Annotated in this window: 12 protein-coding genes and 1 CRISPR repeat array (1 of these 13 running past the window's edge); of the genes, 9 read left to right on the plus strand and 3 right to left on the minus strand. The window is 48.9% G+C overall.

Annotated features, from left to right (window positions below; translation table 11 throughout):
• Positions 1-48: 48 nt before the first annotated feature.
• From srmB to KJY73_RS03570, 3 genes are all read right to left on the minus strand, one after another.
• The gene (gene srmB / locus KJY73_RS03560; protein ID WP_214343210.1) at positions 49-1,266 is read right to left on the minus strand and encodes an ATP-dependent RNA helicase SrmB; all 1,218 of its coding nucleotides are present in this window, start codon (positions 1,264-1,266) and stop codon (positions 49-51) included.
• A gap of 654 nt (positions 1,267-1,920) precedes the next feature.
• Positions 1,921-2,649 (minus strand): sulfite exporter TauE/SafE family protein, encoded by a 729-nt coding sequence (locus KJY73_RS03565; RefSeq protein ID WP_214340394.1) that lies wholly within the window; start codon positions 2,647-2,649, stop codon positions 1,921-1,923.
• Positions 2,646-3,491 carry a LytR/AlgR family response regulator transcription factor gene (locus tag KJY73_RS03570; protein ID WP_214340396.1) on the minus strand — a complete coding sequence of 282 codons (846 nt, stop codon included), beginning with the start codon at positions 3,489-3,491 and terminating at the stop codon, positions 2,646-2,648. The genes KJY73_RS03565 and KJY73_RS03570 overlap by 4 nt, the downstream gene beginning before the upstream one ends.
• Before the next feature lie 132 nt (positions 3,492-3,623).
• On the opposite strand from KJY73_RS03570, the gene KJY73_RS03575 reads away from it, so the two are divergent.
• From KJY73_RS03575 to cas6f, 9 genes are all read left to right on the plus strand, one after another.
• Positions 3,624-4,835, plus strand: coding sequence for an acyltransferase family protein (locus KJY73_RS03575; protein WP_214340398.1), 1,212 nt, complete (start codon positions 3,624-3,626; stop codon positions 4,833-4,835).
• Between the two features lie 34 nt (positions 4,836-4,869).
• Positions 4,870-6,045, plus strand: a complete 1,176-nt coding sequence (locus KJY73_RS03580) for a winged helix-turn-helix domain-containing protein (RefSeq protein ID WP_214340400.1) — start codon at positions 4,870-4,872, stop codon at positions 6,043-6,045.
• A 168-nt stretch (positions 6,046-6,213) separates the two neighbouring features.
• Entirely contained in the window at positions 6,214-7,092 is an 879-nt protein-coding gene (locus KJY73_RS03585) for a WYL domain-containing protein (protein ID WP_214340401.1), read from the plus strand.
• A gap of 110 nt (positions 7,093-7,202) precedes the next feature.
• Positions 7,203-8,180 carry a type I-F CRISPR-associated endonuclease Cas1f gene (gene cas1f / locus KJY73_RS03590; protein ID WP_214340403.1) on the plus strand — a complete coding sequence of 326 codons (978 nt, stop codon included), beginning with the start codon at positions 7,203-7,205 and terminating at the stop codon, positions 8,178-8,180.
• Positions 8,177-11,512, plus strand: coding sequence for a type I-F CRISPR-associated helicase Cas3f (gene cas3f, locus KJY73_RS03595; RefSeq protein ID WP_214340405.1), 3,336 nt, complete (start codon positions 8,177-8,179; stop codon positions 11,510-11,512). The genes cas1f and cas3f overlap by 4 nt, the downstream gene beginning before the upstream one ends.
• 15 nt (positions 11,513-11,527) lie before the next feature.
• Complete coding sequence (gene csy1 / locus KJY73_RS03600; RefSeq protein ID WP_214340407.1) at positions 11,528-12,898, plus strand: type I-F CRISPR-associated protein Csy1; 1,371 nt, start codon at positions 11,528-11,530, stop codon at positions 12,896-12,898.
• Positions 12,895-13,884 (plus strand): type I-F CRISPR-associated protein Csy2, encoded by a 990-nt coding sequence (gene csy2, locus KJY73_RS03605; RefSeq protein WP_214340409.1) that lies wholly within the window; start codon positions 12,895-12,897, stop codon positions 13,882-13,884. Before csy1 ends, csy2 begins: the two co-directional genes overlap by 4 nt.
• Positions 13,885-13,897: 13 nt before the next feature.
• Positions 13,898-14,902: a type I-F CRISPR-associated protein Csy3 gene (gene csy3, locus KJY73_RS03610; RefSeq protein ID WP_214340412.1), complete on the plus strand. Its 1,005-nt coding sequence runs from the start codon at positions 13,898-13,900 to the stop codon at positions 14,900-14,902.
• 6 nt (positions 14,903-14,908) lie between these two features.
• Entirely contained in the window at positions 14,909-15,478 is a 570-nt protein-coding gene (cas6f, locus tag KJY73_RS03615; RefSeq protein WP_214340414.1) for a type I-F CRISPR-associated endoribonuclease Cas6/Csy4, read from the plus strand.
• A 128-nt stretch (positions 15,479-15,606) separates the two neighbouring features.
• A CRISPR array of direct repeats spans positions 15,607-18,353; the repeat unit is 28 nt; unit sequence CTTCACTGCCGAATAGGCAGCTGAGAAA (it continues 1,123 nt past the right edge of the window).

The raw sequence follows: 18,353 nt of genomic DNA on the forward strand, positions 1-18,353 counted from the left end.
ATTTACAGCTGTTTCGGGCCGCGGGGGTAGTTTGACTGGGTCGTCAGATTACTTTTTCTTGGCGGTTTTTTTCTTGGCCGCGCTTTTCTTGCCTGGGGCTTTTTTCTTTTTCACCGGTAATTTGGGCGCCTTGTGTTTAGGCTTTAACTCTTCAATCACGCGGCGTTTTAGTGCCTCGCCCGTGTAGCGTTCAACCTTAGGCACCATGGCAATATCATGGGCTTCCACTAAAGAAATGGCGGTGCCTTTTTTACCGGCCCGGCCTGTACGTCCAATGCGGTGCAGGTAGATATCTGCAGTACGCGGCATATCGTAGTTGATGACATGGCTGACATCCGGTACGTCGATACCGCGGGCGGCCACGTCGGTAGCGATCAGCAGCTTCACTTCACCGGCCTTGAACCTGGCAATGGCCAGATTACGTTTGTCCTGTGGCATTTCACCTTGCAGGTAACAGTTGGCAATGCCTTCTGAATCCAGCTTGCCGCGTAGTTCCATTAAGCGGTCACGGGTTTTTACAAACACAATGGCGGTTTGCACCTGGTTTTGCAGAATATGGCGAAGCAGGGCAAATTTATGCGTTGCATCGTCACACAAGTGGATCCACTGCAGGATCTTACCTTGTTCGCTGCGGGTAGCGCTGGCCTGTACTTCAATGGGGTCGTTGAGAATGTCACGGGCAAAGCGGGCCACACCACCGCCTTCTAAGGTGGCGGAGAACAGATAGGTTTGCTTGCGCCAGCGTGCCTCGGCGGCAATCTGGTTAACTATGCCGCCAAAGCCCATGTCCAGCATGCGGTCGGCTTCATCAAGAATAAAGATCTCGATTTCACGGCAGTCAAAGCTTTCTTTCTCAATGTGTTCGAACAGACGGCCTGGGGTGGCAACCAGAATATCCAGATTCTGCTCAAGCAGATCCTTGTCGGTACCATAGTTGATGCCGCCGGTGATTACGCCGCAGTTAAAGCGAGTGAACTGGCTGAGCGCCTTGGCTTGCTCAAATACCTGTAGGGCCAACTCGCGGGTAGGGGTGAGGATCAAAACACGGCAAGCACCGGGATCGCGGCGTGGGTTATCCAGCAAAAATTGCAGGGCGGGCAGCAAGAATGCCGCGGTTTTACCTGTGCCGGTTGGTGCCGAGGCGAGGATATCGCGCATTTCCATCGCGGCTGGAATGACTTGTTGCTGGATCCCAGTGGGCTTTTTAAAACCCATTTCTTTACAAGCACTTACCAGCGCATCATCTAAATCCAACTCGTCAAACATCACCCGCCCCCTAATGGCCTTCATCAATCAGCCGGCGATTATAAGTGAGTTTTCGCTTGGCTGCCTAAATAATTGACTACGGAAACCTCGGCCACGCCTTATCTTTTAAGCCCAGCTCTTCTCTGACTTACCAATTGCAAATAAAGCCCAACCACGAAGCGCACGAAGGGCTAAAGTCATCCTATTGCGGAGCTTTTGTTTACTTCGTGTCCTCTGTGTTCTTCGTGGTGAGAAGTAATCTAAGAACAACCGCGAAGCGCACGAAGTAAACGAAGGGCTAAAGCCATCCTATTTCGGAGCTGTTGTTTACTTCGTGTTCTCTGTGTTCTTCGTGGTGAGAAGTAATCTAAGAACAACCACGAAGCGCACGAAGTAAACGAAGGGCTAAAGCCATCCTATTTCGGAGCTGTTGTTTACTTCGTGTTCTCTGTGTTCTTCGTGGTGAGAAGTAATCTAAGAACAACCACGAAGCGCACGAAGGGATGAAGTCATCCTATTTTGGAGCTGTTGTTTACTTCGTGTTCTCTGTGTTCTTCGTGGTGAGAAGTAATCTAAAAACAACCACGAAGCGCACGAAGGGATGAAGTCATCCTATTCTGACATCATCGTTCTGAGGTTGTACTTTGCGGTGAGAAGCAAAAGCGGGCTGATTACTTAGCCAAACAACATAGCCAGGGCGCAGAGGATCAGCATCAGACACACGCCTTGCTTAAACTGTCGCTCGTCCACTTTGTGATGCAACTTGTTCCCTATGTAGATGGCCAGGTAAAGCACCGGGACATAGGCCAGAATGGTTAAGGCCACCGGCTGTATTTTGCCCTGCATGAGCATCACCACACTGTACAGGCTGTTCAGACAGAACCACACATACAGCAACAGGGTGCGAAACTGGCCTTTGTTAAGCTCGCGGCTGCTGATGGCATACACCAGCAGCGGCCCACCAGAACCATACAGGCCCTGGCAGATACCGGCCAGAAAGGTCCAGCTTTGTTGCCACCAGGTGGGGCGGGGCTTTACCGGCAACTGATGATAGAGCTTGTACCATTCCCGGGCCGAGAACCACAGCACCAGAATGGCAAAACCGCGCTTCAGCCAAACTCCCGGCAATTGTTCCAACAATAAAATTCCCAGACCAAGACCGAGGATCATGATTGGCAAAATGCCTTGTAGCAGTAATTTTGCGTCCAGTTCGCGGCGAAGCTTCCAGGCCATAGCGCCGGTAGCAAAGATATTCAGCGGCACCAAAACCGGCAGTAGCTCAGGTATGGCAAACATCAGGCTGCCAATAGATACCGCAATCACCATACTGCCAAAACCAATCATGGCCTGCACGGTAAAGCCCAGCCAAATGGCCAGACCCAGCCATAGGTAATCAATGCTCATGATAAGGCGGCCTTAAAGCCGTCTTTATAGCGGCGTGACAAATTGAGTTTATGGCCGGATTTCAGCTGTATTTCGCCGTCGCCACTGTTTTGATAGCTGATACTCTCTACCGCGTTATGATTTACCGCATAGCTGCGATGAATACGGCTGAAGCCCTTTTGTTGCAGGCGTTCGCTAAGCTCACCCAAGGTAGCGCGCAGCGGATAAATACGCCCCTGGCTGTGCAAATTCACGTAGTTGCCGGAGGATTCCAGATAGTCTATATCGGCCACTTTAACCAGAAACTCCCGGTCCAGTTTGCGTACCAGAAAATGTTCGGGCGCTTGGCTATGGCTGTCTTCCTGTTCATCCACCGGGCGGGCTTCGCCCTTCAGACGGCTATAAACAAAGTGATAAAGCTGGTACATCAAAAACCAGAACAGATAGCCCCAGGCATCTTTACGGTATTCGTAGAAAAACTCTCTAAGCCAGGGCGCAAACTGGTAGTTACCGCCGGTAAAGTAATAAATCACTTCGCGAAACCCCACCATCAGCCCCACATGCAAAAGCGCAAACACCAGGGTAGCCAAAAAGTGCAGTAGCAACTGCCTGCCAGGGGTAGATAAACGTGGAGGAACGCGGGCAAACCAGGCAAAAAGTAATGGCGCAATCAAAAAGAAGGCCAGGGCACTGGTGTATTCCCAGGCGAAGGGCTCCCACAGGGCAATTTGCGGCGCGCCATTGCGACTGTGTTCCATCCATACCGAGGTGGCATTAATGCTGTTATTGATAAACAAGTAAGCGCCCAGGAGTAACGCCACATATAAACGTGGGTGGCGGTCAAATCGTTCGAACCAGCTCACTGAAAATAACTCCAAATTTCATCCCAGCATTCCACCGCTTGTCCCCAGGCCGCGTCAATTCAACCTTTGACTGTACTGGGTAGGTGATGCCATCGCCATTATAGGGGCCTGACTTTACCTTAAGGGCTCACTATGACTCAAATAACAAATTCTCGTCGCTATGATGTCGACTGGCTGCGGACTCTGGCATTCGGCATCCTGATTTTTTATCACCTGGGTATGTACTACGTGTATGACTGGGGCTGGCATATTAAAAGTGAGCATCAAGCGCAATTTGTCTGGTTGCAGGACTTGATGATCCTGACCGGCCCCTGGCGTATGTCGCTACTGTTTTTTATCAGCGGTATTGCCCTGGCGCTGGTAGCCGACAAATACAGTCAGGGCAGCCTGGTCAGGCTGCGCAGTGTCAGGCTGTTTATTCCGCTGCTATTCGGCATGTTCGTCATTGTTGCGCCGCAAACCTATTTTGAGGCCTTGGATCAAAAGCTGATCCAACCCGGCTATTGGGCCTTCTGGGTCGATTACATTAACCCCTGGACCTCGCTGCTGGTGGAGCATCACAGTATTATTGGCCTGCTAACCTGGAATCATCTGTGGTTTTTGCCCTACTTGTGGCTCTACAGCCTGTTGGTGATTGGGTTTATGCCTTGGCTTAACAGGCTAGGGGCAAGTAACTGGCTGAGCAGTGTAAAAGGCCGCTGGGTGTTATTAACGGTGATAAGCGTACAGATCTGCGCTTGGTATTTCCTCAAGAAGGCTTTCCCCAGCACCCATGATCTGGTACAGGATTGGTACAACCATGCCAAGTATCTGCCGGTGTTTATCGGCGGTTATCTGCTTGCCCGTCAAGGCAAGTGGTGGCAGCAGGTCATTGCCTGGCGACATGTGTTTTTAGCTGTAGCGGTGCTTGGCTATATTTTCTTGATTCTGGACAAACACGGCGCCTTCGCGTCTTTGGCTGCCCAGTTTGATACAGATATCGCGATTAAGCTGTTTTACGGTGTGATTTCTTCCACAGGCTACTGGGCATGGATCCTGGCTTGTGTAGGGCTGGCTGGTCATTATTTGAATCGTCCCAGTAAACTGCTGAGCTACACCGATAAAGCCATCTTGCCTTGGTATATGCTGCATCAAACCCTGATTATTGTGGCGGCCGCCAACCTAAAGGCCTTGCAGTTATCCCCTGGGTTTGAAGCCCTGGTTATTTTGCTGCTAACAGTTGTTGGCTGCTATCTGGGCTATGAAATTATCCGCCGCGTGCCTTTGCTGCGCTGGCTTTGCGGGCTGAAAAGCCAGCCTGCTCAGATAAAAACGGCACTTGCCCCGCAAGCCCCCATGGCTTAAAAAAGGTTGTCTGTTATCACCATTAGGCAATCTGGTGGATATTCATCCCAATCAACTAAAGCAACTGGCCTTGCATCGCCAAGGCCTCACCTACACCAACGGCTGGCAAAGCGAACAGGGTACCCTGGAGGCTATTTGCCAACTCGGTTATGTGCAAATCGATTCCATTAATGTGGTGGAGCGCGCTCATCACCATAGCTTGTGGACCAGGGTGGCAGACTATCAGCCAAGGCATCTGGATAAGCTCTTAAAAGACCGGCAGATCTTTGAGTATTGGTCACATGCGGCGGCGTTTTTACCCATGCAGGATTATCGTTTTGGTCTGTGGCGTATGCGCCGCATTGCCCAAGGGGAAAAGCATTGGTTCGAACGGGACGATAAGATTATTCAGGAGGTGCTGGCGCGAATTCGTATCGACGGGCCGCTAAGTGCCGCTGAGTTTGAGCACAGCGGCAGTGCCAATGGCTGGTGGAACTGGAAACCGGCCAAGCGCGCACTGGAGCAACTGTATATGGAAGGTGAGCTAATGGTCACCGAGCGGCGTAACTTCCAGAAGGTCTACGACCTCGCGGAGCGGGTCTTGCCTGGGGATACCGACACCCGCCTGCCCAGCGATGAGGAATTTGCCGACTACCTGATTTCCCGCTACCTGCACGCCCATGGTTTTGGCAGCGCCAAGCAAATGGGCTATTTGCGTAAAGGCCCTATCCAAAAACTGCTGCAACAGCGGTTAACCCGCATGCAAGAAGAAGGGCGCCTTATCGCCTTTAACCTGGCCGGACAGCGTTATTTCGCCGACCCACAAGACCTGGCCAAGCTGCCTGAAACGCCCGAATCCCAGGCGCGACTTTTGCTGCTATCCCCTTTTGATAATCTGGTTATCCAGCGCGAGCGCCTAAAAGCCCTGTTTGCTTTTGATTACCAGATTGAATGCTATGTACCTAAAGAAAAACGCCAGTACGGCTATTTCTGCCTGCCGATGCTGTGGAAGCAACAGTTTGTCGGGCGAATGGACGTTAAAGCCGAGCGCAAAAGCGCAGTGCTCCAGGTTGTACAGCTCAGCCTGGAGCCTGATTTTGTGCTGGATGATGAATTTATCCAGGCCCTACGCGAAGCACTAAATCACTACGCCGCATTTAATGTCTGCAAGAGCTATAAGGTAATGGCGGTGAACAGGCGGGGAGTGTTGCGGGCGGTGAATAAGCGATAGGGCTGCGCATTAATCAATATTACTTGGTACTGGCGTACAAAATGGCTCAAGAATAGAGCATTTAGTATTTGAAAAAAAAGGAAAAAGTAGATAGAACTGGTCTTGGCAGGTTGGACGTAAATGCCAAAATCTGTCGGTGCGAATAATAATAATTGCAGGATGCCGCTGATGTACCCGACCTTAGTGCCTTCTACATACTTAGAATCACATCTATGGTTTATTGAATTACTAGCCTGGTGGCAGGGCAGAGTTAACGCTACGGATTTGTCGCGGCATTTTGCTATCAGCCGCACTCAGGCTAACAAGTATATGCAGCGCTATCGCGCGCTGTTTCCAGATAATCTCGATTATTGCAAAACCATCAAAGGTTTTGTGCCCCAACCCAATTTCAGCCTGCGTTGTATCAGCGGTGATGCCAGTGAATATTTGGACTGGCTGGATAAACAGGGATCCACAGTTTGTAACTCCTCTGCACACAGCAGCCATCAGTTCGATCATCAACCCATTACTCACACCAGCCTGACGTTGCCAAAACGCCAAGTGTCGCCGGTAATTATGCGGGCATTGGTTAGCGCCATTCGCACCCGTCAACGGCTGGAGATTGGCTATGTATCTTTAAGTACGCCAGATGACCAGGGCCGGGTGATCCAGCCCCATACCTTTGTTAAAACCGGCCTGCGTTGGCATCTACGCGCTTATTGCGAGAAGTCTTCAGTATTTAAAGACTTTGTACTGAGTCGCTTTCGGGGGGAGCCCGAATTATCCGGCCCTGCCAGGCATGATCCCGCAGAGGATCTTGGCTGGAACACACAAATTACCCTCACTTTGCAGCCAGACCCAAGGTTAAGCGCCGCCCAGCGGCAGATCATTGAACACGACTACCAGATGCAAAATGGCGAGCTGAAATTACCTGTGCGAGCAGCCTTGGCTCAGTACCTCTTGCAAGAGTTACAGGTCAGCACCAAGTTTCTGGCGGGCAGTGGCGAAGCCCAACAGTTGGTGTTAGTGAATCGGGATGAAGTTAAACCCTGGCTGTTTGACAGCTAACACCTGTCAACAAAGTTGCCTGGTTTTATTTCAGGGATTGTTGGCTTAAGCGTGAGTGCTAGATTGAGGCAATAACGGAACAACAGTTACCAAACAGGAAAAATGTCACAATGAAGGACTTATCCCCTAGTGATCTAAAATCCATATTGCATTCCAAGCGTGCCAATATGTACTACCTGCAGCATTGCCGGATATTGGTTAATGGTGGACGGGTTGAATATGTCACTGATGAGGGGAAGCAGTCTCTTTACTGGAATATTCCTATTGCCAATACCACATGCTTGCTATTGGGCACAGGTACTTCTGTAACACAAGCAGCCATGCGTGAACTGGCAAGAGCAGGTGTGTTGGTTGGTTTTTGTGGCGGTGGTGGTACACCTCTGTTTAGTGTCAACGATGTTGAAGTTGAGGTCGCTTGGTTTAATCCGCAGAGTGAATATCGACCTTGCGAATATTTGCAGCAATGGCTGACGTTCTGGCCTGATGATGGCAAAAGGCTACAAGCCGCCAAGTCCATCCAGCAGTACAGAATTGATTTCACATTAAGGCATTGGCTTAAAAATAAATCCTTCATTGAAAGCGGCTTTGTTGTCACTGAAAGCCAACTAAGTTCAGTGTTATCGCGTTTTAAGCAAGATGTGGATGCCGCTGATGGCACTCAGTCTCTGATGCTAGCCGAAGCCCGCCTAACCAAAATGCTATACAAAATTGCGTGCAACACTTTAGCGCACGACGACAGTTTCACCCGTGCTAAAGGGGGAAGTGGCATTGACCCGGCCAATCGCTTTTTAGATCACGGTAATTACTTGGCTTATGGCCTAGGGGCAACGGCTACTTGGGTTTTAGGTTTGCCACATGGCTTTTCGGTGCTGCATGGCAAAACCCGTCGGGGCGGTCTGGTATTTGATGCTGCTGATTTAATTAAAGACGCCTTGGTATTGCCGCAAGCTTTTATCAGTGCAATGAATGGCGACGATGAGCAGGAATTCCGGCAAAGCTGCATCACTAACTTTCAACAAGCTGAAGCGCTGGACTACATAATCGATTGTCTGAAAGCCATAGCTGCAGAGCACGGTGGTAAGCAATGAACATTATGCTGGTATCGCAGTGCTCGAAAAATGCGCTTACAGAAACCCGGCGCATTATCGATCAATTTGCCGAGCGGCGCGGGGACAGAACCTGGCAGACAGCAATAACCCTGCAAGGGCTGGATGTGTTGCGCAAACTGCTGAAGAAGTCTGCTCGGCGCAATACGGCGGTGGCTTGCCATTGGATACGCAGTAAAAATCATACTGAACTGCTATGGGTAGTGGGTAATCAGCGTAAGTTCAACGTTGATGGTGCCACTCCAACCAATATGACACAGCGCAATATCCTGCGAAGCGACGATGAAAATAGCTGGCACAATGCTGAGGTTATCGCCTTATTAGCCGGTATAGCAGGCTTGTTCCATGATTTTGGTAAAGCCAACTTGCTATTTCAGCAAAAAATTGACCCCAATATAAAAACGCAGGGTTTCGAGCCTTATCGCCATGAATGGGTATCACTGCGGTTATTTCAGGCATTTGCTGCCGACAAAACAGATAAGCAGTGGCTGACTGATTTGGGTGATGCAAATGCAGAGTTTGAACAAAGTGTTCTGGCCAAGCTATACAAAGATGCGCCACATGATAGTCAGCTAGAACCTTTTGCCGGATTGGCACCGATTGCCCGACTGGTTGGCTGGCTAGTCGTTTCTCACCACAAACTGCCAATTTTTCTAGATAAAAATTCTGATGTTAAGCCTGTGTTTGCAAACATAGATGCAGATAACTGGCTTGATCATTTCGATGTGCTTTGGAATTCAATGAATAGTACCAAGAGCACTGAGCAACAAAGAAACGAGCAAAACTGGCTATTTACCAATGGTACACCCTTGCTTAGTGCAACCTGGCGACAAAAGGCCGGTGAAATTGCCCATAGAGCCCTAAATTGCAGCAGATTGTTTGAGCAGGATTGGTTTGAGCAACGCTTTACCAGCCATACAGCGCGGATGGCATTGATGTTAGCTGACCACTATTACTCGGCACAAGAACCAAAAACAAAATGGCAAGATGCGGACTATCAGGCGTTCGCCAATTCAGACCCTAAAACCAAAGCCCTTAAGCAAAAACTTGATGAGCACAATATAGGGGTAAGCCACAATGCCTATTTGCTGGCCAGAAGTTTACCAACATTAAAAAATACGCTGCCAGCTATTACCCGGCACAAAGGTTTCAAGCAACGGGCCAAGCTGGATAAATTTCGCTGGCAGGACAAAGCTTATGACTTGGCTTGTTCGGTGCGGGAAAGTTCTGTATCACAGGGCTTCTTTGGCATAAATATGGCTAGTACAGGTAAAGGTAAAACTTTTGCCAATGCTCGTATTATGTATGGTCTGGCCAATGAAAAGTTGGGCTGCCGCTTTAGTGTGGCATTGGGGCTACGAACATTAACCTTACAAACCGGCGATGCGTTAAAAGCGCGTTTGCATCTTAGTGACGAAGATCTGGCCGTGCTGATCGGTTCGGCAGCACTGCAGCAATTGCATGAAAGCAACAAACTTGCTCTGCAAACTGAGCAGGCGGTTAGCAACAGCGCTACCGGCAGTGAATCGCTGGCCGATCCCATCGCAGAGCATTTTTACGTCAGTTATGAAGGTAGTTTGTATGATGGCCGCTTAAGGAACTGGTTAAGCAGCAGCCCTAAGTTAAATCAATTGGTTAGTGCGCCGGTATTAGTCAGTACTATCGATCATCTGATGCCAGCAACCGAAGGTGTGCGCGGTGGTAAGCAGATAGCCCCTATGTTGCGTTTGTTGACCGCAGATTTAGTGCTGGATGAGCCCGATGATTTCGATACTGCCGATTTGCCAGCACTTTGCCGGTTAGTGAACTGGGCTGGTATGTTAGGGGCCAGAGTGCTGTTTTCATCTGCTACATTGCCACCAGTATTGGTTTGTGCTTTGTTTGAAGCCTACCGCACAGGCAGAGAATACTTTAATGAGGTGAATGCTGATGTCCGTGCTCAGTTGCCCATTATCTGTGGTTGGTTTGATGAGTTTGTCTCAGTAAAAGCGGAATGTGCGGACAAAGCACAGTTGATGCAGCAGCATTCTGCCTTTGTGGATAAACGCGTGAAGGCGCTGCTGGCTCAGCCAGTGCTGCGAAAAGCCAGTTTGCTGGAGGTATCGGCCAGCAGTAAAAAAACAGACCTTATTATCGGCCAACTAGCGGGCTTAGTGCAGCAGAGTATCTGCAAGTTGCATAGCCAGCACCATCAGGTTGCACCCAGCGGACAAAAAGTATCAATTGGCCTGGTGCGAATGGCCAATATCAATCCTTTAGTGGCGATAGCAAAGCAGTTATTACAAATGGATGTACCGGCTGATTGTTATATTCACTACTGTGTTTACCACAGCCAATACCCACTGGCGGTGCGTTCAGCCATAGAGCAGAAACTGGATGCTGCATTAACTCGCCACAATAAGGATGCACTTTGGCAGCAAGCTGAAATCAGGGATGCCCTGACAACGCACCCGCAAAGCGATCATTTATTTGTGGTGCTGGCTACCTCTGTTGCTGAGGTGGGCAGAGATCACGATTATGACTGGGCAATTGCAGAACCGAGTTCTATGCGTTCCCTTATTCAGTTAGCTGGGAGAATTCAGCGACATCGGCAGGAAACTGCGAACAGCGAGAATTTATTGGTCCTGTCGCGAAATTTTAAAGCGCTAAAAGCGGCAACATATATGGATGGTAGGCCTCGGCCAGCTTATTGTCAGCCCGGCTTTGAGCGGGACGACTTGCTTCTGCAAAGTCATGATCTTAGAGATGTCTTGCCAGCAGAATATATTAAGCATATCAGTGCGTTACCTCGCATCGCCAAACCACATCTGGTGCCGTCTAAATTCTATAGCGATCTTGTTGTATTTGAACATTTGGCGTTGTTGCAATGTTTATTACCTCAACCTGACAACTGGCCAGAAGGTCATCCGGAATGGCCGCGGGGATATGCCGCAAGATGGTGGCAGCATCAGGTCACTTGGAGTGCAGAGCTTCAACGGCAAACGCCGTTTCGTAAGTCTTCCCCTGATGAGCCTTACTGCCTGATGTTATTCGACGAAGGTGATGAGCCGGTATTTACCCGGATAAATGACGCAGTCTGGCCAGCTGAATATATCGAAGCAGAAAACGTTACTGTTGAACGTTGGGAGCCCGTGAAGGGCAATTACGCCTGGTTCAAGCTAGATGCATGGTCGGTTTATCAACAGTATGCGAACCAGTTTGAACTGTCGCTTGAAGATGTTAGCGAGCGATTTGGTGAAATTCGCTTAAGAGAAAAACAGAATGCCGAGAAATGGCACTACCACCCTGTTTTGGGTATCTACCAAGATCTATAACTGCAAGGAGGTATTATGCAATATGAAGGGTTAGAAGCATTAATCGCTGACTATATAGACCAGCGAAGATTGCAAAAGCTGGAACCGATAGAGAAAGCCTTGGAGAAGGCACTAAAAGGTGTAGAGGATAAGGTTGAGCACGCACAGATCAACGCTGAGTTTGCGCCTCAGATTTTGCAGATAAACCAACAGTTTAAAGTGCAACATTGGTTAGATGATGCTGCAAAACGTGCTAAACAAATCAGTTTGGTGACCCACGCGCTGAAGTTTACCCATGGCGATGCTAAAGGCAGTAGTCTGCTGTCTTTGGAATATATGCCGGATTCGAACTATCTCGTCACTGCCAGCTTGTCTAACCCGGTTATTGATGCTGTTGGTAATGCGGCGGCATTAGATGTTGCCAAGCTGCTGCAGTTGGAATTTGAAGGGCAAAGCCTTGCTCAGGCGCTCGCTGATAGTGATGTCAGCGCGCTTGAAGTGTTCAGTGAAAATCATGCGCAACTTATGGAATGGGTGGAAGGTTTTAAGCTGGCGCTGGCTGACAAAGAGTTGTCATCTCATACCTTAGCGAAGCAACTTTACTTTCCAATGGATGATGGCGAATACCATCTATTGAGCCCGCTCTTTGCTTCGTCTCTTGCGCATCAACTCAACGGCAAAATAGGTGCAGCTCGCTTTGGCGATGAATCCAAAGCTATTCGGGAAGCACACAAGGCTGGACGATATCATGACAAACCAGACATCCGCTTTTTAGATACGGCGATACAAAGCTTTGGCGGTTCTAAACCACAGAATATTTCGCAATTAAACAGTCAGCGGGGTGGGAAAACAAACTTACTTAATTGTTCAGCACCCTCCTGGCAATCGACCTTAAAGCCGCCGTTAAATGAGCGTTCAATCTTTTACAGTCGTGAGTTTAACCGCCGGGTCTGGCGCGACTTGCAAGATTTTCAGCGTTACTTGCTTAGTGTAAAAGGGCGCGATAGTACTTTAGATATTCGCCGCAATATTGCCACTTATGTGAATGACCTTATTGATGGCTTGCTGAATTATGCAGCTGAAGTGCAGGGGCTAACAAAACACGCAGGCTGGAGTCTACAGGATTGCAGGCTGCAACAGGCCGAACAGTTGTGGTTGGATACTTGGTGCGAAGATCCACAATTCCAGCAAAAGCGGACTGACAGCAACTGGCAGCAAGATATTTGCGTGGCTTTTGCGGATTGGTTAAACCATAAGCTGAATCATGCTTTGAAAAGTGATGGATTAGTGTTTGGTACTGTACAGCACCGGCATTGGGCGAAGTTGTTGGCTCCCATATTGCGAGAATACGAACTGGGCACCAGCGTGTTTAGCGTGAATTCCGTGCAGCCGGAGGCAGCAATATGAGCAATTACATTTTGCTGGAACATATCCAGATACAAAACGCCAATTGTATTGCAGGTTTTACTTATGGCTTTCCGGCCATTACTCACTTTCTTGGATACACCCATGCGCTGTCCCGCAAGATTAAGCAAGATTTTGATGTTGCATTAACCGGTTGCGCGGTGGTGTGTCATCAGCATCAGGTTCAGGCTTACCAGCCCAGTGGCTGGGGTGATTACGTGTTTGCCTTAAGCCGTAACCCTTTAACAAAAGAGGGAAATACCGCGCCTATTGTAGAAGAAGGGCGAATGCATTTGACGGTTTCATTGATCCTGGAGGCTGACAAAGCATTTAGTCTTAGGCAGCAACAAACGCTAGTTGAAACGCTCAATCGATTGGCACAAAAGCAAAAACTTGCTGGTGGCCAGGTGGTTAACTTAAAAGGCGTTAGCCTGTATAGCGATGATGACGAACAAATGCTAAGCCGTAAATTACTACGAAAAGTGCTGCCTGGCTTTGTACTGACGGATCGCTCAGAGCTGTTAAAGCAGCACTATCAGCAATTATTAATGGCGCAGCCTGCGGCCTCTATGCTGGATGCCTGGCTGGATTTTGCCGCCTTAACCTATCGGGCTATTGTGGAAGAGAATGTTGATACACCATCAGAACCGCGTCCGGCAAAATGGGAACCTGTGCCCAAGCCCGGCAAAGGCTACTTAGTACCAATAACAACTGGTTATAAAGCCATTTCAGCTTTGCACCCTGCAGGTTCTGTTGCCAATAGTCGTGACCCACAATACCCCTTCTGTTTTGTTGAATCGGCTTATGGTGTTGGCCAGTGGTTAAGCCCGCACCGCGTATACGATGTACGAGATGTGATCTGGCGTTATCGCCAGCAGGGGCCTTGGTATTTATGTACAACAAACACCGCCAAAAAACCGCTGAATCTGCACCCCGAACAGGAAGTCGCTTTAGCTGAAATGACCGAATCTGAACTTAATTACTTCTAAAAGGAACTGACTTATGAGTACTACATTAAAAACCGCATCAGTACTGGCATTTGAAGCCAAGCTGGCCAATTCAGACGCTATTATGGCCAGTGGCAACTGGCAAGAACGAGGTGATGCAAGGAGTTTTGTACCTGTAACCGTTAAGGAGAAGGCAGTGCGTGGCACTATCTCCAACCGGCTAAAGTCTGCTTTGGCCAGTGACCCGGCTAAGGTTGATGCGGAAGTACAAAAAGCCAACTTACAAACCGTAGATAATGCTGCATTGCCATTTGAACACGACACGCTTCAAGTAAGCTTTTCCTTAAGAGTCATCGGTGATTTGGCTGCGCCCTCAACCTGTAATGATCCTGAATATCAAAAAGCACTGGCTGATCTTATCAATGGCTATGCAGAGCAAACGCAGTTTACTGAGTTAGCTAATCGTTATGCCGCGAATATTGCTAATGGCCGTTTTCTTTGGCGCAACCGGGTAGGGGCTGAAGCGGTGGAAGTTCAGGTAACACACGGAAACGAATGCTGGGTATTTGATAGTCATCAGTTTGATTTGCACAGTTTTTCAAAGCCGACCGGCGATTTAGCCAAATTAGCGCAAGTGATTCAGCAAGGACTAACTGGGGAAAGCTTTGCTCTGCTTAAAGTCAATGCCTTTGTCAAACTCGGCGCAGGCCAGGCTGTTTATCCTTCACAAGAACTGGTAATGGGGGGCGGCAAAGGGGATAAAAGCAAGTTCCTTTATCAACTGAATGGTGTGGCAGCCATGCACTCGCAAAAAATAGGTAATGCGCTGCGTACAATCGACACCTGGCACCCTGAAACTGCAGCGGTTGGTGCTATCGCAGTAGAACCTTACGGTTCAGTAACGAATCGCGGCAAGGCTTATCGTCAACCCAAAGACGGTATGGATTTTTACAAATTACTGGACGGCTGGATTTTGAAAGGTAAAACACCAGCCTTGGAGCAACAACACTATATTATGGCCATGTTTATTCGTGGCGGAGTGTTTGGGGAAGCGGGATAAAGGCTTATGGATAGCTATATCGAAATCACGGTATTGCCAGATTTGGAAGCAGATGCCTGTTTTCTAATGAATAATCTGTGCTCCAAACTGCACGCAGTGCTGGGACAAACAACGGACGGCAAGGTCGGGGTGAGTTTCCCAGAATATGCCGTAACAGGGAAGAATCTCGGCACTAAACTGCGGCTTCACGGTTCTGCAGCATTACTGGAGATATTAATGGCGCAAGGCTGGTTAAAAGGACTGAGAGATTACTGCCATTGCGGTGTTATATCGTCAGTCCCGGCTAATGCCAAACAGCGTTATTTTGCCAGACGACAATTGAAAAGCGCACACAACAAGCGGCAACGCTCAGTCAGCAAAGGCTGGCTGACACCCGATGCAGCATTGACGAAATTTAGTGATGAGCCGCAAAAGTTGCTCAAGTTGCCATATTTGCAGCTCACCAGTCGAGGCAGTAAGCAGCAAATGAGAGTGTTTGTTGAACAAGGGCCGATAGTGGAGCAGCCGACAGACGGTTGTTTTAACTCATATGGTTTAAGTCGCCTGTCTGAAAAAGTAACGGTACCCTGGTTCTAACCCTTTTTATTCTGTTTCCCTGCAGCCCTTTAAATTAAAGGGCTGCTTTTGAGTATCAGAAAAAGGGTAAATTGATAAAAATCTCAATAGCTCTTTAATAATCAGATGATTAGTGCTTAAGTAATCTACTTCACTGCCGAATAGGCAGCTGAGAAAAATACCGTCTGCCAAGCTGTTGGTGTCTTTCACTTCACTGCCGAATAGGCAGCTGAGAAAGTCGTAAACATCCCGTTAGCCGCAGAGACGATCTTCACTGCCGAATAGGCAGCTGAGAAAAGTTCGTCGGGAAAGACCGAGGCGGCGTAACCCTTCACTGCCGAATAGGCAGCTGAGAAATGGGCAAGCTAAACGAGCCAAGGCATAAGCACCTTCACTGCCGAATAGGCAGCTGAGAAACAAGGGGGCGGCCGCCATCGGCCTTAAAGCCGCTTCACTGCCGAATAGGCAGCTGAGAAAAATGCCGCTTTGTGCGTCGCACACCACATAAACTTCACTGCCGAATAGGCAGCTGAGAAAAACGCAAGGCGTCGACACTACCACGCTACAGACTTCACTGCCGAATAGGCAGCTGAGAAACGCATCGAAACCCGCACCGTCCACCCCCGGTACTTCACTGCCGAATAGGCAGCTGAGAAAGGAATCATTCGCACCCGCCGTGGCAACTACAGCTTCACTGCCGAATAGGCAGCTGAGAAAAAATGGGCTAATGCCCGTTGCCATAGCCAGAGCTTCACTGCCGAATAGGCAGCTGAGAAAACGGTGGTGTGGAGCAGGATATTGTTTATATCCTTCACTGCCGAATAGGCAGCTGAGAAAACCTTAAGGGTGATATCGTCGTACATACTGGTCTTCACTGCCGAATAGGCAGCTGAGAAAAGTTCGTCGAGCTTGTCGTAATGCATTTGCAGCTTCACTGCCGAATAGGCAGCTGAGAAAACAACTGCCGGTAACTGGTGGGACGCGATTACCTTCACTGCCGAATAGGCAGCTGAGAAATAATCGGGGGTTGCGTACTTAACGGTAGATGACTTCACTGCCGAATAGGCAGCTGAGAAAAAGTACATATCTAAAAACATCAACGCCAGTCACTTCACTGCCGAATAGGCAGCTGAGAAAATAGCCAGCAGCAAAACCAGCCTCAAAAGAGGCTTCACTGCCGAATAGGCAGCTGAGAAAAATACCATCGCTAAAGAAGGCCACCGTTACCGCTTCACTGCCGAATAGGCAGCTGAGAAACAGAAGGCGGCATATGAAGCCGAGAGTAATTTCTTCACTGCCGAATAGGCAGCTGAGAAATGGCACCGAATTAGCCAGGTCTTCGACTTTAGCTTCACTGCCGAATAGGCAGCTGAGAAATTCTGGCAAGTCGGCGCTCTCTTCCTCTTCAACTTCACTGCCGAATAGGCAGCTGAGAAAAACCCGGAAAAGCGCCGGATTGAACTAATGGTCTTCACTGCCGAATAGGCAGCTGAGAAAAAGAAAAAGTTCTGGGGTCTATCTAAAAAAGTCTTCACTGCCGAATAGGCAGCTGAGAAACGTTACGATAAAAATGAATGATACCGGGGATCCTTCACTGCCGAATAGGCAGCTGAGAAAGCTGTAAGTTTGCCGCTATGGCTCATAAGTTACTTCACTGCCGAATAGGCAGCTGAGAAAAAGGCCAGAAAGCAAACTAACGAGCAGATAGCCTTCACTGCCGAATAGGCAGCTGAGAAATGAACAGCGCCCGAACGGATTTAGAGCTTTACCTTCACTGCCGAATAGGCAGCTGAGAAATTGCGGTTTTTGCTTGGCATTTTTCATAAGATCTTCACTGCCGAATAGGCAGCTGAGAAAGAAGAAGCCAAAGACAAATTTAGAGAAACTCACTTCACTGCCGAATAGGCAGCTGAGAAATGCATCTTTTTGCCTCTGAAACGCCGATTGCATCTTCACTGCCGAATAGGCAGCTGAGAAAATCACCCACAATAATATGGTCTAATACTCTTACTTCACTGCCGAATAGGCAGCTGAGAAAAATCGGTTAGCTGGTGGTCAGGTGCGGAGATGCTTCACTGCCGAATAGGCAGCTGAGAAAAGCCGCGCTCAACGACGGACATTTGCATGAAGCTTCACTGCCGAATAGGCAGCTGAGAAAAGTGGTTTGATGTAATACGAACATGCTGTCGACTTCACTGCCGAATAGGCAGCTGAGAAAGCATCGCCAGTCGCAGCCGCCCAGGCATTAGCCTTCACTGCCGAATAGGCAGCTGAGAAATGGAAGTCGCTTATGCCTTTGGCTTTGATGTCCTTCACTGCCGAATAGGCAGCTGAGAAATTAGAGGCATAGGTGAGCTGATAAGCGGTGGACTTCACTGCCGAATAGGCAGCTGAGAAATATTCCCAGGCCAAGAACCTGGTAATACTAAGCTTCACTGCCGAATAGGCAGCTGAGAAATTCGCCCACCCCATATTGGAAAGGGTGTACCACTTCACTGCCGAATAGGCAGCTGAGAAACTGGTGATGATTCGCTACACCTACCCACAGCACTTCACTGCCGAATAGGCAGCTGAGAAATTCATGCTGCGGCCTGCCCTGGCAATTTTTCGCTTCACTGCCGAATAGGCAGCTGAGAAAACGCGATAAAGGTTTGGATACCCTTGCGAAATCTTCACTGCCGAATAGGCAGCTGAGAAAGGGCCTGATTGGTGATAATGGCTAAATCCCTACTTCACTGCCGAATAGGCAGCTGAGAAATGATTGACCCGGTTGCAGAGGCCGCAGAATTACTTCACTGCCGAATAGGCAGCTGAGAAATATCGCTGCGAAAGGTCGAGCTGGAATCACTACTTCACTGCCGAATAGGCAGCTGAGAAATCGTCACTATCATTTGCC

Origin of the sequence: Bowmanella yangjiangensis (genome assembly GCF_018531185.1) — a bacterium.
Classification (GTDB): Bacteria; Pseudomonadota; Gammaproteobacteria; order Enterobacterales; family Alteromonadaceae; genus Bowmanella; species Bowmanella yangjiangensis.

Bases quoted from the DNA above. Each gene is read 5' to 3' on its own strand.
- srmB (WP_214343210.1), bottom strand. From the start codon at position 1,266: ATGTTTGACGAGTTGGATTTAGATGATGCGCTGGTAAGTGCTTGTAAA.
- KJY73_RS03565 (WP_214340394.1), bottom strand. From the start codon at position 2,649: ATGAGCATTGATTACCTATGGCTGGGTCTGGCCATTTGGCTGGGCTTT.
- KJY73_RS03575 (WP_214340398.1), top strand. From the start codon at position 3,624: ATGACTCAAATAACAAATTCTCGTCGCTATGATGTCGACTGGCTGCGG.
- KJY73_RS03585 (WP_214340401.1), top strand. From the start codon at position 6,214: ATGTACCCGACCTTAGTGCCTTCTACATACTTAGAATCACATCTATGG.
- cas1f (WP_214340403.1), top strand. From the start codon at position 7,203: ATGAAGGACTTATCCCCTAGTGATCTAAAATCCATATTGCATTCCAAG.
- cas3f (WP_214340405.1), top strand. From the start codon at position 8,177: ATGAACATTATGCTGGTATCGCAGTGCTCGAAAAATGCGCTTACAGAA.
- csy1 (WP_214340407.1), top strand. From the start codon at position 11,528: ATGCAATATGAAGGGTTAGAAGCATTAATCGCTGACTATATAGACCAG.
- csy2 (WP_214340409.1), top strand. From the start codon at position 12,895: ATGAGCAATTACATTTTGCTGGAACATATCCAGATACAAAACGCCAAT.
- csy3 (WP_214340412.1), top strand. From the start codon at position 13,898: ATGAGTACTACATTAAAAACCGCATCAGTACTGGCATTTGAAGCCAAG.
- cas6f (WP_214340414.1), top strand. From the start codon at position 14,909: ATGGATAGCTATATCGAAATCACGGTATTGCCAGATTTGGAAGCAGAT.